The sequence below is a fragment of the Hymenobacter artigasi genome (assembly GCF_012275535.1).
Classification (GTDB): Bacteria; Bacteroidota; Bacteroidia; order Cytophagales; family Hymenobacteraceae; genus Hymenobacter; species Hymenobacter artigasi.
This window is the reverse complement of the sequence record NZ_JAAVTK010000007.1, coordinates 125,192-140,530: the sequence shown is the minus strand read 5'-3', so window position 1 is coordinate 140,530 and position 15,339 is coordinate 125,192. Positions and strand designations below refer to the sequence as shown.

Here is a 15,339-nt window from a genome sequence, read left to right as displayed (position 1 = left end):
ACTTTTCACCCCATACTATTTCACTAACACCCCTTTCCTCCTCCTCCCTCCACATGACCCCACCCACTCCGCTGAAGCTGCTATTGTCCCTCATTCTGGGCGTCCTCAGCCTCTTCACTGGCCCGGCCGCCCAGGCCCAGACCAGCCTGATTCAGAATGCCCCGGGCCGCCGCGTGCTCAGCCTTAACGGCAGTTGGAACTACATCATCGACCCCTACGAAAACGGCTTTTATGACTACCGCCGCGAGGCCTTCGACAAGTCGGCCACCGGCAAAGGCGGCTACTACGACAACCAGAAACCCAGCAATTCGCAGGAGCCCGAGCTGATTGAGTACGACTTCGACCACTCGGCCGCCATGCAGATTCCCGGCGACTGGAACTCGCAGGATATCAAGCTGCTGTACTACGAAGGCACCATCTGGTTTAAGAAGGATTTCAAGCTGAAGCCCACGGCGGGGAAGCGGTATTTCCTGTACTTCGGGGCGATAAACTACGAGTCGCACATCTACCTCAACGGCAAGAAGCTGGGTATGCACAAGGGCGGCTTCACACCTATTCAGCTGGAAATCACCGATAAGCTGAGCGCCACCGGCGACAACTTCGTGGTGGTTAAGGCCGACAATACCCGCCACACCGAGGAAGTACCCACCATCAACACCGACTGGTGGAACTACGGCGGCATCACCCGCGACGTATTCATTGCCGAAACGCCCGGCACCTTCATCGTGGACTACAAGGTGCAGCTGGCCAAGGACGATGCCAGCACCCTGGCCGGCTACGTGCAGCTCGATGGCCCCGAAAAAGCTGGCCAGTCGGTGACGCTCAACATTGCCGAAGCCGGCCTGCGGCAAACTCTGAAAACCGACGGCGAAGGCCGCGCTACCTTCCGGCTGCCCGCTAAAAAGCTGAAGCTGTGGTCGCCGCTGAGCCCTACGCGCTACGCCGTGTCGCTCACCAACGGCAGCGAAACAGTGCAGGACAAAATTGGCTTCCGCACCATTCAGACCAAAGGGCAGGACCTGTTGCTGAATGGCAAATCCATTTTTCTGCGCGGCATTTCCATTCACGATGAGAACCCGCTGATTCCGGGCCGGGCGCGTGGCGAGGGCGACCTGCGCATGCTGCTCACCTGGGCCAAAGAGCTGGGCTGCAACTACGTGCGCCTGGCCCACTACCCCCACAACGAAATCATGCTGAAGCTGGCCGACGAGATGGGCCTGCTGGTATGGGCCGAAGTGCCGGTGTACTGGACCATTGCCTGGGAAAACCCCACCACCTACCAGAACGCCGAGCAGCAGCTTTCGGACCTGATTTCGATGGGGAAAAACCGTGCCAGCGTGGTGGTGTGGTCCATCGGCAACGAAACGCCGCTCGGCGACCCGCGCCTGAAATTCATGAGCCGCCTGGCCACCAAAGCCCGCGCCCTCGACGACACCCGCCTCATCGCCGCCGCCCTGGAGCTGCACCGCACCCCCGACAACGTGGTGCACGTAGACGACCCCTTGGGCGAGTTCCTAGACCTGGCCAGCTTCAACGAGTATGCCGGCTGGTACTGGGGCGGCAAGCCCAGCGAAATCACCAAGTACACCTTCGACATTAAGTACAACAAGCCGGTGGTTATCAGCGAGCTGGGCGGCAGCGCCCTGGCCGGCTACCACGGCGACGCCGAAACCCGCTGGAGCGAGGAGTACCAGGAGGCGCTCTACGTGAACCAAATCAAGATGCTGAGTGCCATCAAGGGCCTGCGCGGCATGACGCCCTGGATTCTGGTGGACTTCCGCGCCACGCGGCGGCAGCATCCGGTGTATCAGAACGGGTTTAACCGCAAGGGCCTGATTTCTAACACCGGGCAGAAGAAGAAGGCATTTTATGTGCTGCAGGAATATTACCGGCAGCAGGCGGCTAAATACGATACCGGGAAATGAGAAACACCCCACCCCCCGGCCCCCTCCCCTCTGGGAGAGGGGGTGCGTTCAACGATTCCAAGAACCTGCGTCTGGCTCCCCCTCTCCCAGAGGGGAGGGGGCCGGGGGGTGAGGTGAGCCGCCTGCTGACACTCGCACTTCTAATGGTAGGTTTGACCACCCACGCCCAAACCTCCCGCGACAGCGCCGAATACACCCTCCGCGTGGCCGCGAAAAAGACCATCAACAACTCCACCATCGACGGCAAGGCGGGCTTCGCGGAGTATAAGAACTACCCCACACGCACCGTCGCCACCCTGCAAGGCTTCACCCCGGCCACCATCAAGCTGGACAAGTACGGCGGGCGGCTCGACAAGAAAACCAAAGCCACCGGCTTTTTCCACGTCGAGAAAATAGCTGACCGCTGGTGGGCCGTGGACCCCGACGGCTACTACTACCTGCACAACGCCCCCAACGACGTGCAGCCCGGCAACTCCGAGCGCACCCAAAAGGCGCTGAAGGCCAAGTACGGCGACCGCGCCGGCTGGATGGCGGCTACCCGCAAGTTCCTCCTGGCCAATGGCTTCAACGGCACCGGCGCGTGGTCGGCCACCAAGGAGATTCAGGCGGAAAACGCCAGGGCGGATAAGCCGCTGGCCTACACCATCAACCTCGATTTGATGAGTGGCTACGGCAGCAAGCGCGGCGGCACCTACGTGCAGCCCGGCCACAAGGGCTACCCCAACGACGTAATTTTCACCTTCGACCCCGGCTTCCCGGAGTTCGTGGAGGAGCAGGCCAGGAAGCTGGCCAGCAACAAAAAGGATAAGAACCTTTTCGGCTATTTCTCCGACAACGAGATGCCACTGCTGCGCAAAAACCTCGACGGCTACCTGACGCTGCCCGCCACCGAGCCCGGCTACGTGGCCGCCAAAAAGTGGGCCGATGAGCGCAGCATCACCCTCGAAACCATCACCGACCAGAACCGGCAGGACTTCCTGGCCTTCGCCGCCGACCGCTACTTCAGCATTGTGGCCACGGCGATGAAGAAGTACGACCCCAACCACATGTACCTGGGCTGCCGTTTCCACGGCGCGCAGCGCTACTATCCGGAACTGATGAAGGTAGCAGGCAAGTACCTCGACGCGGTGAGCATCAACTACTACAACAACTGGACGCCCGAGAAGAACTGGGTGCGCGACTGGGAAATTTCCGCCGGCAAGCCCTTCATCATTACCGAGTGGTACGTGAAGGGCGAGGATGCCCCCGGCCTGGCCAACACCGCCGGGGCCGGCTGGGTGGTGAAGACCCAGGCCGACCGGGGCCGCTTTTACCAGAATTTCACCCTTGGCCTGCTCGAATCGAAGAATTGCGTGGGCTGGCACTGGTTCAAATACCAGGACAACGACCCGACTTTGGTAGGGGCCGAGCCCTCGAACACCAACGCCAACAAGGGCATCGTGGACAACAACCTGGAGCCCTACCCGGCGCTGCTCGACCAAATGAAAGAGCTAAATCAACAGATGTATCACTTGGCCGATTTTTTTGATAGTCGGCCACCGATGTAGCAACGCATCCTGGCGCCTCGGCATCCGCGCCGTTCGCCCAAATCGTTCAACGACGAGACGCCAGGATGCGTCGCTACAACCCAAACCTGTGCTTACCTGGCGGCCGCTGGCCATCCCGGAGTCCGAAAACCGCTTTCCCGGCCGGGAATTACGCCTCACGAGAATGGTGGGAACGTACAAATGAGGCCCCGGCCGGGGCAGCGGTGGCCGGTGGCCGCCAGACAGCACTATATCTTTTCCCAAGTCCCGACCGGGCTTTTCCTTCGCAATTGCATGACTTTTTCGTTTCCTAAATCACTGCTGCTGTTGCTGGGCCTGCTGCCCGGCCAGGCAGCGTGGGCGCAAAAGAAGAAACCGGCCCCGGCCCCGACCGCCGCCAGCCCCGCCGATGTGGAACGGCGCGTGGCCGCCCTACTGGCCCAGATGACCCTGGAGGAGAAGGTGGGCCAACTCAACCAGTACTCCGGCCGCGAGGTGACCGGCCCGGCCAGCGACCGCAAAAACACGCTGCTCGCCAGCATCCGCGCCGGGCAGGTGGGCTCGATGCTGAACGTGAAGGGCGTGAAGGACACCCGAGAAATCCAGGCTGAAGCCCTGAAATCGCGCCTTAAAATCCCGCTCCTGTTCAGCCTCGACGTTATTCACGGCTACCAGACCACTTTCCCGATTCCGCTGGGCGAGGCCGCTTCCTGGGATTTGGATGCCATTCGGCTGGGCGCGCACGTGGCGGCCCGGGAAGCCGCCGCATCCGGTATTCACTGGACGTTTGCGCCGATGGTGGACGTGGGGCGCGACCCGCGCTGGGGCCGCGTGATGGAAGGCGCGGGCGAGGACACCTACCTCGGCGCCCAGATTGCGAAGGCCCGCGTACTGGGTTTCCAGGGCTCAACGCTGGGCGGCACCGATGCCGTGATGGCCTGCGCCAAGCACTTCGCGGCCTACGGCGCGGCCCTGGCCGGCCGCGACTACAACGCCGTGGACATGAGCGAGCAGCAGCTCTGGGAAATCTACCTACCGCCCTTTAAAGCGGCCGCCGATGCCGGCGTGGCCACGTTCATGAACTCCTTCAACACCCTGAACGGTATTCCGGCCACCGGCAACGCCTACCTGCAGCGCGACATCCTGAAAGGCCAGTGGCAATACCCCGGCTTCGTGGTGAGCGACTGGGGCTCCATCGGCGAAATGGCCAACTGGGGCTATGCCACGGACAAGGCCGATGCCGCCCAAAAAGCCCTCACCGCCGGCTCCGACATGGACATGGAAAGCGACGCCTACCATAAAAATCTGGAGCAGCTGGTGACCAACGGCAAGGTGAAAATTGACTTAGTTGATGATGCCGTACGCCGCATTCTGCGCAAGAAATTCGAGCTTGGCCTGTTTGATGACGCCTACCGGTTCTCGGATGAGAAGCGCGAAAAGCAAGTCCTCAACGACCCGCAAAACCGCGCCGCCGCCCGCCAGATGGCCCGGAAATCTCTGGTGCTGCTCAAGAACGAAAACGCCACCCTGCCCCTCGCCAACACGCTGCGCCGCATCGCCGTCATCGGCCCCCTCGCCAAGGCCAGGCGCGACCTCAACGGCAGCTGGACCGTGGACACCGACACGACCCGCATCACCTCGCTCTACGACGGCCTGCGCCAACGCGCCGGCAAAACCACCGAGCTGCGCTATGCCAAAGGCTGCGAGGTTTCGGGCGAGAGCCGCGCCGGCTTCGAGCAGGCCGTAGCCACCGCCCAGAGTGCCGACCTCATCATCCTCACCGTGGGCGAAAGCTGGGACATGAGCGGCGAGGCCAAATCGCGCACCGATATCCACCTGCCCGGCGTGCAGGAGGAGCTTTTCAAAGTCCTGAAAGCCACCGGCAAACCCGTGGCGGTAGTCGTATTCGGTGGCCGCCCGCTCATCTTCGACGCCATTGCCGAGCAGGCCGATGCCATCCTCTACGCCTGGTGGCCCGGCTCGGAAGGCGGCACCGCGCTGGCCGACGTGCTTTATGGCGACTACAACCCCGCCGGCAAGCTGCCCATCACCTTCCCCCGCAGCGTGGGCCAGATTCCAATTGCCTACAACCAGCAGTACAACACCGGCCGCCCCATTACCCGGCCCAGCGACATCCGCTACAAATCGGCCTACATCGACTCACCCAATACGCCGCGCTACGCCTTCGGCTACGGCCTGAGCTACACCACGTTCAAATATTCGGACCTGAAAATCGGCCGCCCGCAAATGCAGGCCGGCGAGTTGGTGCAGGTCAGTTTCACCCTCACCAACACCGGCAAAACAGCCGGCGAGGAAGTGGCCCAGCTCTACCTCCGCGACCCCGTGGCCTCCGTAGTACGCCCGCTCAAGGAGCTGAAGGATTTCCGCAAAATCAGCCTCAAACCCGGCGAAAGCAAAACCGTGACCTTCACCATCGACAAAGAAAAGCTGGCCTTCTACAACGCCAAGCTGGAATGGCAGGCCGAACCCGGCAAATTCAACCTCATGGTCGGCAGTGCCTCAGACGATATCCGGCTGGACGGCACGCTGGAGCTGCTGCCATAACCACCACCGCCCTGGTCTGACCGCCCTAGGCGGTCTGACCGGTTGAAGCAAGCACGTTACGGTAAACAACGACAACCGGTCAGACCGGTTGAAGCGAGCACGTTCCGGTAAACAACGACAACCGGTCAGACCGCCTAGGGCGGTCAGACCGGACGCCACCAACTTCTACATATCAACACCTTATGCCTTTTCTATCCCAATTCTCGCTCGCCAATAAAGTCGTCGTTATCACCGGGGCCACCGGCGTGCTGGGCGCGTCGATGTCGCTGGCGGTGGCGGAGGCCGGCGCTAAAGTGGCCATTATGGGCCGTAATGCCGAGCGGGCCGAAGCGCGCGCCGCCGCCATCCGGGCCGTGGGCGGCGAGGCGCTGGTTATACTGGCCGATGTGCTCGACGTGGGGCAGATGACCGCAGCCTGCGACAAAATAATGAGCACCTGGGGCCGCATTGATGGGCTGGTGAATGCGGCCGGCGGCAATATGCCGGGCGCCACCATCGGCCCCGACCAAAACCTGTTCGACGTGGGCATTGAAGACACGCGTCGGGCCGTGGATTTGAACCTGTTCGGCACCGTGATTCCGACCACCGTTTTCGGCCGCGTGATGGCCGACCAGGGCACGGGCTCCATCGTTAATATTTCTTCCATCACTGCCCAGCGGCCCCTCACCCGCGTGCTGGGCTACACCCTGGCCAAAACCGCCATCGAGGGCTACACCCGGTGGATGGCCACCGAACTGGGCCTGCGCTACGGCGGTGGCATCCGCATGAATGCCATCGCGCCGGGCGTGTTCCTCACCGAGCAAAACCGCGACCTGCTCATCGCCGCCGACGGCTCGCACACCGAGCGGGCCACCAAGTTTATCAGCCACACGCCCTTCCAGCGCTTCGGCGAGCCGGAGGAGCTGACCGGCACGCTGATTTACCTGCTCAGCAACGCCTCGCGGTTTGTGAATGGTGAAACGGTGGTGGTGGACGGCGGATTTAATGCCTTTAGTGGAGTCTAGTCTGTTTGTTTTGAACGAAAAAAACGTCATGCCGAGCATTCTGCGCATCAAGCAGAGACCGAGGCATGACGTGCTGGTAGAAACCAAATCCCTCCCCAACAATGCCCATTATCCAAAGCTGGCGCTGGTACGGCCCGAACGACCCCGTAAGCCTCGCCGATATCCGCCAGGCCGGCGCGACCGATGTGGTTTCAGCCCTGCACCACATCCCAAATGGAGAGGTCTGGACCCAGGCCGAAATCCGGCAGCGCCAGGAAATTATCCGCGCCGCCGGCCTCACATGGAGCGTAGTGGAGAGCGTGCCCGTGCACGAAAACATCAAAACCCGCACCGGCGATTTCCAGCACTACATCATCAATTACCAGGAGTCGCTGCGCAACCTGGCGGCCTGCGGCATCTACACGGTAACGTATAATTTTATGCCCGTCCTGGACTGGACGCGCACCGATTTGGCCTACGAAGTCGAGGACGGCTCCCGCGCCCTGCGCTTCGAGAAAGCGGCCTTTGTGGCTTTCGATACGCTGCTGCTGAAGCGCCGGAATGCTGCCCGGGACTACACGCCCGAAGAACTTGCCAAGGCCCAAGCCCGCTTCGCCGCCATGAGCGCCGGGGAGAAGGAGCAGCTCCAGCGCAACATCATCGCCGGCCTGCCGGGCAGTGAGGAGAGCTTCACGCTGGAGCAATTCCAGCAGGCGCTGGATGCGTACGACGGCATCGACACGGCCCGGCTGCGCGAGCATCTGATTCTGTTTCTGCAAGAAATTGTGCCGGTGGCTGAACGGGTAGGCATCAACCTCGCCATTCACCCCGACGACCCGCCCTACCCTATTCTGGGCCTGCCCCGCGTGGTGAGCACCGCCGAGGATGTGGCTGAACTGTCGGCCGCCGTGCCTTCGCCGGCCAACGGCCTGTGCTTCTGCACTGGCTCGTTTGGCGTGCGGGCCGACAACGACCTGCCCGCCATGATACGCCAGTTTGCCGACCGCATCCACTTTATTCATCTGCGCAGTACCCAGCGCGATGCCGACGGCAATTTCTACGAGGCCAACCACCTCGAAGGCGACGTGGATATGTACGCCGTGATGCGCGCCCTCATCCAGACCATGCGCCGACGCAACATCAGCCTGCCCATGCGCCCCGACCACGGCCACCAGATGCTCGACGACCTCCACAAGAAAACCAACCCCGGCTACTCGGCCATCGGCCGCCTGCGCGGGCTGGCTGAGCTGCGCGGGCTGGAAATGGGCATCAGCCGCAGCCTAACCTAGATTCCGGGGTTTACCGGCCCGGCCTGGTGTAATTTTGGCCGGCCCGGCCGCAGTGGCCGGGCTCGTTCTACCCCTATTGCGCCGTATGCTGAAGCGAAACTGGCATTATCTCCTGCTCCTTTTTCTGATTGGCGACTTAGCGTACTCCGGCTGGCAATATTTTCAGTTTCCCCTCGATGGCGACCTCGCGGCCATTGTGCTGCCGGGCAAGGCCTACAGCACGGTGCTGCACGACCCATTTGGGCTGCGGGCGCTGCTGGGCCATGAGCGCTACCCGGCCCCCAACCGGTTTTTTGCGCACTTGCTCCTGCATGAATACTTCCGGCGCGTACCCCTGCTGCTGCAAGGCGCGCTAAGCCCCCTCGACAGTGTGTACGCGGCGTGCGCCCTGCTGAAGCTGGCCGTGCACGCGCTGCTGGTGTACGTGCTGGCCGTGGCCATCAGCAATTCGCGCAACGTGCTGGGCCGCAGGTTTCTGCTGGCCGCAGTGCTCATTACCCCGCTTTTGCAGGCCGAGGGCTACGGCGGCCAGATGGGCGTCATCGACTGGTCGGTGACGTACGCGGCCTTCTACGCGCTGCCCATGAGCCTGCTGCTGCTGTTTTTCCTGCCGTTTTTGCGGGCGGCGCTGCATGGCACACCGTTGCGCTTGTCGGCGCTGGAATACGTCGGACTGCTGGGGCTGGTGGTGGTGCTGGCCCTGAACGGGCCGATTATTCCGGCCGTGGTGCTGCTGGTGTGCCCCACGGCGCTACTGCTGGCCTGGCGCGGGCACTTTGCCACGCTGGCTAGCGGCTTGGGCTGGTTTCGGCGGGCCACGGTGGCCGTGGGGGCACTGCCCTGGCGCAAGGTCAGCCTGTTTGCTTTGTTCAGCGCCCTGAGCCTGTACTCGCTCTACATTGGCCGGTATAATTCCGAAAACGAGTGGGCCGTTATTCCCCTGTCCGAGCGCTACGCCCGGCTGCCGTTCGGAGTCTACGATGCGCTCACGGGCAAGCTGGGATTGCCGCTGCTGCTGCTCATGCTACTTATCAATGCCTGGCTGATAGCCCGTTCCGTACGCACGCCACTGGGAGCCAAAGCCCAGCGGGCGCTGCAGTGGCTGGGGGTGTTTGCGCTGGTCTACATCCTGCTGCTGCCACTGGGCGGCTATCGCGCCTACCGGGAAAACGTTATCCGGCGCGACAGCATTCTACCCATTATTCTGGGCATGATTGGCTGCTTTGCCTTGTCGGGCTACTACCTACTCACGCACCTGCCGGCCGTGGCCCGGCGGCGCTACGCGGCAGCCATGGCCGTTTTCGCGGCCATCTTCACGGTGGCCGATAAGCCCCGGGCCCGCGATTTTAACACCTGCGAGCGGCAGCAATTCGCCACGCTGGCCCAGTCGGCCGCGCCGGTCGTGCTGCTGCCCTCCGACTGCCCCCTCATGAGCTGGGAACCGCTCACCGACTACCACAAGTCGGATGTAAACACCGACATGATGTACCACTGGGGTATTATCGAATCGCCCCGGCTGTACTACCAAAAGCCCTTACCCGCCGCGAATTGAGGCTTACTTAACCCAAGTTGCAGAATAGCCGCAGCGCGGCGACAGGTTTGTAGAAAAAGAGGGGTAAACCGAAAAAAGCCGCGTAGCGGTGACAGATTCACCCGTTTTTTCTGTCGCCGCTACACGGCTTTTCCTCCTTTGTCCACCGCCCTGCTACAAACCTGTCGCCGCTACGCGGCTGTTGTGGCACTTCTCAACTTGGCTTGATTAGTGCTATTACGCACCCATTCAAACAGCGGGCGTTGAGTTGTAGCGCGGACTTTATAGTCCGCGCTGGTCTACCGGCATACCAGCAGTTAATTAGCCACACGCACGCGCCAGATTTTATCCCCGGCATCGTCGGCCACCAGCAGCGAGCCGTCGGGTAGCGTGGCCACGCCCACCGGCCGGCCGTAGGCATCTCCCGAATCGCCACCGGCCAGGAAACCGGTAAGAAAATCTTCTGGCTGGCCGGGCCGACCATTATCAAAGGGCACGAACACCACCTTATAGCCCGAATAATGCTTGCGGTTCCAGGAGCCGTGCTCGCCGATGAACGCCCCGTTGTGGTACCGAGCCGGGAAAGCGTCTTTGTCATAGAATGCGAGGCCGAGGGCGGCCACGTGCGCCCCCAGCGCTACATCGGGCATCAAGGCTTTTTTTACCAGGTCGGGCCGCTCGTTTTTGCGGCGGGGCTCTTCGTTCTGGCCGAAATACGAGTAGGGCCAGCCGTAGAAGCCGCCCTCCTGTATGCTGGTGAAGTAGTCTGGCACCAGCTCATCGCCCAGCTCGTCGCGCTCGTTCACCACGGCCCAGAGCTTGCCGGTGCCGGGCTGCCATTGCAGGCCGATGGGGTTGCGCAGGCCGCTGGCAAATACCTTCTCGCCCGTGCCGTCGGGGTTTATCTGGAGAATATTGGCGCGGCGCACTTCCTCCTCGGCCCCGTGCTCCTGCACGTTGCTGGCCGAACCCACCGTTACGTAGATTTTCGAGCCGTCGGGCGCGGCCAGTAGGTTGCGGGTCCAGTGGTTGTTGTAGCCCCCTTGGGGCAGGCCCATAATGCGTTGGCCCGTGCCCGTGATTTTGGTAGCGCCCGGCTGGTACGGGAAGCGCAGCACGCCATCTGTATTGGCCACGTAGAAGTAGTTGCCCATAATCAGCATCCCGAACGGCTGGTTCAGGTTGGCCAAGAAGGTGGTACGCACGTCGGGGACGCCGTCGTGGTTGGTATCGCGCAGCAGGGTGATGCGGTTGGCGCTGTGGTCGCGCAGCGAGCGGGACTTGTCGAGCTTCAGCGCGGCCACTATTTTGAGGGGCACGCTCATGGCAATGGTGCTGGCTTCGGCCACCAGCACGTCGCCGTTGGGGGCCACGTACAGCCAGCGCGGGCCGTCCAGCTGGCCGGCATACTCAGCCACTGTGAAGCCGGCGGGGGCTACGGGCGTTTTGCCGGCCGGCCAGGGCTGAATATTCACCCGGTTGGAAACGGATTTGGTGGCGTACGGCGCGGGCAGGTACACAGAGTCGGCCATTGGCGTGGTCACGATTTGGGCCGGCGTGTTGGCGGCGGCTTCCTGCTTTTCCTGTTTGCTGGGGCCAGTGCAGGCGGCCAGCAGGCCCAGGCCGGCCAGCAATAGCGGCGCGTTTTTTGGCATCATAGCGGAGAGATAAGTGAGCCCGGGCGGCCGGTTCGGGGCGCAGCAGGGCTTCTGTTTTTACTCCCGGATGATGAATTGGTTACGGCTCAGCTGGCGGCGGCCTCATTCATCCAGTAATCCCTGCGCTTGCAGCCAGTCAAAAATCAACTGGTCTACGGCCGATACCTGGGCGCGGTGCCGATAAGTCAGCCACGTTACCTCCGCGATTTCGGCGGCCGGCTGCAGCGTACCGCTGTAGCCGGCGTAGTAGCAGGCCATGCGCACCAGCACGCCCGCCGGGTGCCCGTGGGCGGGAGCCTCAAACGTGCCGGCGTGCACCAGGCTGGCCGGGTCGAGGGCCACGGTCAGCTCTTCCTCAATTTCGCGCAGCAGCGTTTGGGCATCGGTTTCGCCGGGCTCCCGCTTGCCGCCGGGGAAGTAATACCGGTCTTTGCCGTGGCTGCGGGTGCTCAGCACCGCGCCATCGCGCAGGTGCAGCCAGGCTATTTTATCAATCACAGACATTGGAAATAGGGTTAATCGGAAACCATTAAGCAGGAAAATGCTGCCTTGTTCGGACCAGCGCCGTCAGCACATCGGTCGGTAACCAGTTGTGCCGCTTTTTTCATAAGCGGCAACACTACGCTATAAGCCGGGGCTGACGGGCATAGCCGAAAGGTAGCAACGGCATCGGGGCTGTGGGGGTGGAAAATGCCCGGCAGATGCAGCAACTGCTGTAGTATGGCCCCGGCAAAGGGCCGTTGCGTGTATCATTGCCGGATGAAATCCCTGCTGCGGCCCACCCACTCCTATCGCCTCAACGGCCGCCTCTGGCTCGAAACCGACGACGGCCGGTTCCTCGGCATCGGCCGGCTGGAGCTGCTGGAGCACATTGCCGCGCTGGGCTCCATCTCGAAAGCCGCGCAGGCCATGGGCATGTCCTACAAGCGCGCTTGGGATTTGGTGAGCTCCATGAACGCGCAGGCGGCCACCCCGCTGGTGAGCACCCAAACCGGCGGCTCCAAAGGCGGCGGGGCAGTTGTAACGGAGGCCGGCCAGGCTGCCATTGTGGCGTTCCAGGCCTTGCAAGCCCGTTTTCAGGAATTCATGGCCCGCGAAACAAACAGACTGCACGAGTAGTTGGCAGGCAGCAATCCGTTATATCTTTACGGATATAACGACTGTTTTTATGCTCCCCTTCTTACTCCGTGGCACCCACCTGGTGCTGCTTGCAGCGGCCTGGCTATCCGTATTTGCCGCGCAAGGCCAGCAGGCAGCTCCAGCCGATACGACCCACCAGAAAGTCGATTTGGAGGAAGTAGTGGTGTCTGCTTCCAAAGTCGAGGAGAGCTTTTTGCAGTCGTCGGTGACGGTGGAAAAGCTCAACGCGCGGGCGCTGCGGCTCACGCCCGCCCCGTCGTTTTTCGATGCTATTGAGCACCTCAAAGGTGTGCAGGTGCTTACGCCCAGCCTGGCTTTCAAGGTGCTAAATGCCCGGGGCTTCACCAACACCACCAACGTGCGCTTTGCCCAGCTCGTGGATGGCGTGGACAACCAAGCCCCCCACATCGGCGGGCCGATTGGGAATATCCTGGGGCCGAGCGATTTGGATATCATGTCGGTGGAAATTGTGCCCGGCACGGCCGCTGCCCTCTACGGGCTGAACGCCATCAACGGCTTGGCCAACTTCCGGACGAAAAACCCCTTCAGCTTCGAGGGCCTGAGCGTGCAGCAGAAAACCGGCGTCAACCACGTCGGCGACCCGTATAGCGGGGCCAAAATCTTCTCCGAAACCAGCCTGCGCTACGCCAGGGTGCTGGTGGCCGATAAGCTGGCGCTCAAGGTGAACGGCACCTTTCTGCGCGGCTACGACTGGGTGGCCAACGACCAGACCGACATCAACCCCAACGGCAACGCCACCACCGGCCTATTTGGGGCCAGCAACCCGGCCCAGGACCAGGTGAACCACTACGGCAACGAGTCGTCGGACCGCCGCAACCTCACGCTGGGGGGCAAGAGCTACTCGGTGGCCCGCACCGGCTACGACGAGCGGGACTTGGTCGATTACAACCTCCGGACCCTGAAGGCCGACGCGGCGCTGCACTACCGCTTCCGGCCCGGCACGGAGCTGTCCTACACGTACCGCGTGGCCGGTTTCGACAATGTGTATCAGCGCTCCAACCGCTTCCGCCTGCAGGACTACCGCCTGCAGCAGCACGCCCTCAGCCTGACCACGCCCGTGGTGCAGGCCCGCGCTTACTTCACCCGGGAAAATACCGGCCGCAGCTACAACCTGCGCTCGATGGGCGAGAACCTCGACCGCAGCTACAAGCCGGATAATGCCTGGTACGGCGACTTCGCCACGGCCTGGAACGCGGCCACGGCCAGCGGCCAGCCAGTGCCCCAGGCCCTGGCCAGTGCCCGCGCCGCCGCCGATGCCGGCCGCCTTCAGCCCGGCACTGCGGCATTCAACCAGCGCCTCAGCCAGTTGCAGGACGTGAACAACTGGGACGTGGGCGCGGCCCTGCGCGTGCGGGCCAGCCTGCTGCACGCCGAGGCCCAGGCCAACCTGGCCGAGGCCCTGCGGCGCGGCGGCGCGCACCTGCCCGCCACCCTCGACCTGCTGGCCGGGGCCGACCACCGCACCTACATCGTGGTGCCCGACGGCAACTATTTTATCAACCCCAACCCCGGCAAAGACCCGCTCAATGACAACCTGACCTACGCCAAAACGGGTGGTTTTGTGCAGGCCGGCGGTCGGTTCTTCGCCGAGAAGCTGCGCCTCACGGCCACGCTGCGGGCCGATAAAAACGACTATTTCGACCTGAAATTCAACCCGCGCTTCACGGCCGTACTATCGCCCACGCCGCGCCAGAACTTCCGCCTCAGCTACCAGAGCGGCTACCGCTTCCCGAGCCTGTTTGAGGGCTTCTCGAACGTGAACAGCGGGCAGGTGAAGCGCATTGGCGGGCTGCGGGTGATGTCGGATGGCGTGTTTGAGAACAGCTACCTGCGCAGCAGCATCGACCGCTTCAACGCGGCCGTGACGGCGGGCATCAACGGCACGCAGGGCCAGACGCGCGCCCAAGCCATTGCCGCCAACCAAGGCTTGCTGGTGAAGAATCCTTACACCTACCTCAGGCCCGAGCACATCCGCTCACTGGAAGCCGGCTATAAAGCCACTTTCGGGCCGGGCGGCCGGCTGCTGGCCGATGTCGATTTTTACTATAATTCCTACCGCGACTTCATTGCGCAGGTGGAGGCCTACGTGCCGGTAGCTTCCGGCGGCGGCGCACCCCTGCCGGCCGATGCCGGCCTTAACGCCATCGCCACGGCCCTAAATAACACGAACCTTACCGGCCCGGCACCTACCCAGGCCCGCTACCGCCTCTGGACCAACTCGCAGAGCCAGGTGTATAACTATGGCGGCTCGCTGGGTCTGCGCTACGTGTTACCCAGTGGCTACCTCGTGGGGGCCAATACCACCTACACCCGCCTCGACCGCACCGAAAACGGCGACGGCCTCGAAGATAGCTTCAACACCCCGCGCTGGGCCTGTAACCTGAGTCTGGGCAACGAAAACGCCTACAAGAACTTCGGTTTCGGCTTCAACTACCGCTGGCAGCAGGGCTACTACTCCCAGACCTTTTTGGTGAACGGTACCGTGCCGGCCTACCACACCCTCGACGCTCAGCTCAGCTATTCCATGCCCGCGCCCAACCTACGCTTCAAGCTGGGTGCCAGCAACCTGCTCAACAATTATTACGTGTCCTACCTCGGCGGCCCCAGCGTGGGCGGCCTGTACTATCTGGCGGTGATGTATGCGGTGAAGTAGCTTTATTAAAAGCAAAAATAACGTCCTGCTGCGCTGGCCGAAGCTGGA

10 protein-coding genes are annotated in these 15,339 nt (G+C 62.5%); 8 read left to right on the top strand and 2 right to left on the bottom strand.

Annotated elements, in window-relative coordinates:
* Positions 1–53 precede the first annotated feature (53 nt).
* From HBN54_RS12910 to HBN54_RS12885, 6 genes are all read left to right on the top strand, one after another.
* Positions 54–1,925 (top strand): glycoside hydrolase family 2 protein, encoded by a 1,872-nt coding sequence (locus HBN54_RS12910; RefSeq protein ID WP_168673627.1) that lies wholly within the window; start codon positions 54–56, stop codon positions 1,923–1,925.
* Between the two features lie 143 nt (positions 1,926–2,068).
* Entirely contained in the window at positions 2,069–3,472 is a 1,404-nt protein-coding gene (locus HBN54_RS12905) for an agarase (RefSeq protein ID WP_168673626.1), read from the top strand.
* Positions 3,473–3,745: 273 nt separating this feature from the next.
* Positions 3,746–6,016 (top strand): beta-glucosidase BglX, encoded by a 2,271-nt coding sequence (bglX, locus tag HBN54_RS12900; RefSeq protein WP_168673625.1) that lies wholly within the window; start codon positions 3,746–3,748, stop codon positions 6,014–6,016.
* Positions 6,017–6,198: 182 nt separating this feature from the next.
* Positions 6,199–7,020, top strand: coding sequence for an SDR family oxidoreductase (locus HBN54_RS12895; protein WP_168673624.1), 822 nt, complete (start codon positions 6,199–6,201; stop codon positions 7,018–7,020).
* A 101-nt stretch (positions 7,021–7,121) separates the two neighbouring features.
* The gene (gene uxuA / locus HBN54_RS12890) at positions 7,122–8,288 is read left to right on the top strand and encodes a mannonate dehydratase (RefSeq protein ID WP_168673623.1); all 1,167 of its coding nucleotides are present in this window, start codon (positions 7,122–7,124) and stop codon (positions 8,286–8,288) included.
* 85 nt (positions 8,289–8,373) lie between these two features.
* Complete coding sequence (locus HBN54_RS12885) at positions 8,374–9,840, top strand: hypothetical protein (protein ID WP_168673622.1); 1,467 nt, start codon at positions 8,374–8,376, stop codon at positions 9,838–9,840.
* Between the two features lie 296 nt (positions 9,841–10,136).
* Here HBN54_RS12885 and HBN54_RS12880 read toward each other — a convergent pair whose 3' ends face one another.
* Together HBN54_RS12880 and HBN54_RS12875 are read right to left on the bottom strand one after the other, a co-directional pair.
* Positions 10,137–11,474 (bottom strand): PQQ-dependent sugar dehydrogenase, encoded by a 1,338-nt coding sequence (locus HBN54_RS12880; RefSeq protein ID WP_168673755.1) that lies wholly within the window; start codon positions 11,472–11,474, stop codon positions 10,137–10,139.
* Positions 11,475–11,579: 105 nt separating this feature from the next.
* Positions 11,580–11,981 (bottom strand): NUDIX hydrolase, encoded by a 402-nt coding sequence (locus HBN54_RS12875; RefSeq protein WP_168673621.1) that lies wholly within the window; start codon positions 11,979–11,981, stop codon positions 11,580–11,582.
* 255 nt (positions 11,982–12,236) lie between these two features.
* Here HBN54_RS12875 and HBN54_RS12870 point away from each other — a divergent pair, with 255 nt between their 5' ends.
* Both HBN54_RS12870 and HBN54_RS12865 read left to right on the top strand, forming a co-directional pair.
* On the top strand, positions 12,237–12,596 hold the full coding sequence (locus HBN54_RS12870; RefSeq protein WP_168673620.1) for a winged helix-turn-helix domain-containing protein: 360 nt from the start codon (positions 12,237–12,239) through the stop codon (positions 12,594–12,596).
* A gap of 49 nt (positions 12,597–12,645) precedes the next feature.
* Positions 12,646–15,291, top strand: coding sequence for a TonB-dependent receptor (locus HBN54_RS12865; protein ID WP_168673619.1), 2,646 nt, complete (start codon positions 12,646–12,648; stop codon positions 15,289–15,291).
* Positions 15,292–15,339: the final 48 nt, after the last annotated feature.

Coding starts and splice junctions, on each gene's coding strand:
- HBN54_RS12910 (WP_168673627.1), top strand. CDS start 54: ATGACCCCACCCACTCCGCTGAAGCTGCTATTGTCCCTCATTCTGGGC.
- HBN54_RS12905 (WP_168673626.1), top strand. CDS start 2,069: ATGGTAGGTTTGACCACCCACGCCCAAACCTCCCGCGACAGCGCCGAA.
- bglX (WP_168673625.1), top strand. CDS start 3,746: ATGACTTTTTCGTTTCCTAAATCACTGCTGCTGTTGCTGGGCCTGCTG.
- HBN54_RS12895 (WP_168673624.1), top strand. CDS start 6,199: ATGCCTTTTCTATCCCAATTCTCGCTCGCCAATAAAGTCGTCGTTATC.
- uxuA (WP_168673623.1), top strand. CDS start 7,122: ATGCCCATTATCCAAAGCTGGCGCTGGTACGGCCCGAACGACCCCGTA.
- HBN54_RS12885 (WP_168673622.1), top strand. CDS start 8,374: ATGCTGAAGCGAAACTGGCATTATCTCCTGCTCCTTTTTCTGATTGGC.
- HBN54_RS12880 (WP_168673755.1), bottom strand. CDS start 11,474: ATGCCAAAAAACGCGCCGCTATTGCTGGCCGGCCTGGGCCTGCTGGCC.
- HBN54_RS12875 (WP_168673621.1), bottom strand. CDS start 11,981: ATGTCTGTGATTGATAAAATAGCCTGGCTGCACCTGCGCGATGGCGCG.
- HBN54_RS12870 (WP_168673620.1), top strand. CDS start 12,237: ATGAAATCCCTGCTGCGGCCCACCCACTCCTATCGCCTCAACGGCCGC.
- HBN54_RS12865 (WP_168673619.1), top strand. CDS start 12,646: ATGCTCCCCTTCTTACTCCGTGGCACCCACCTGGTGCTGCTTGCAGCG.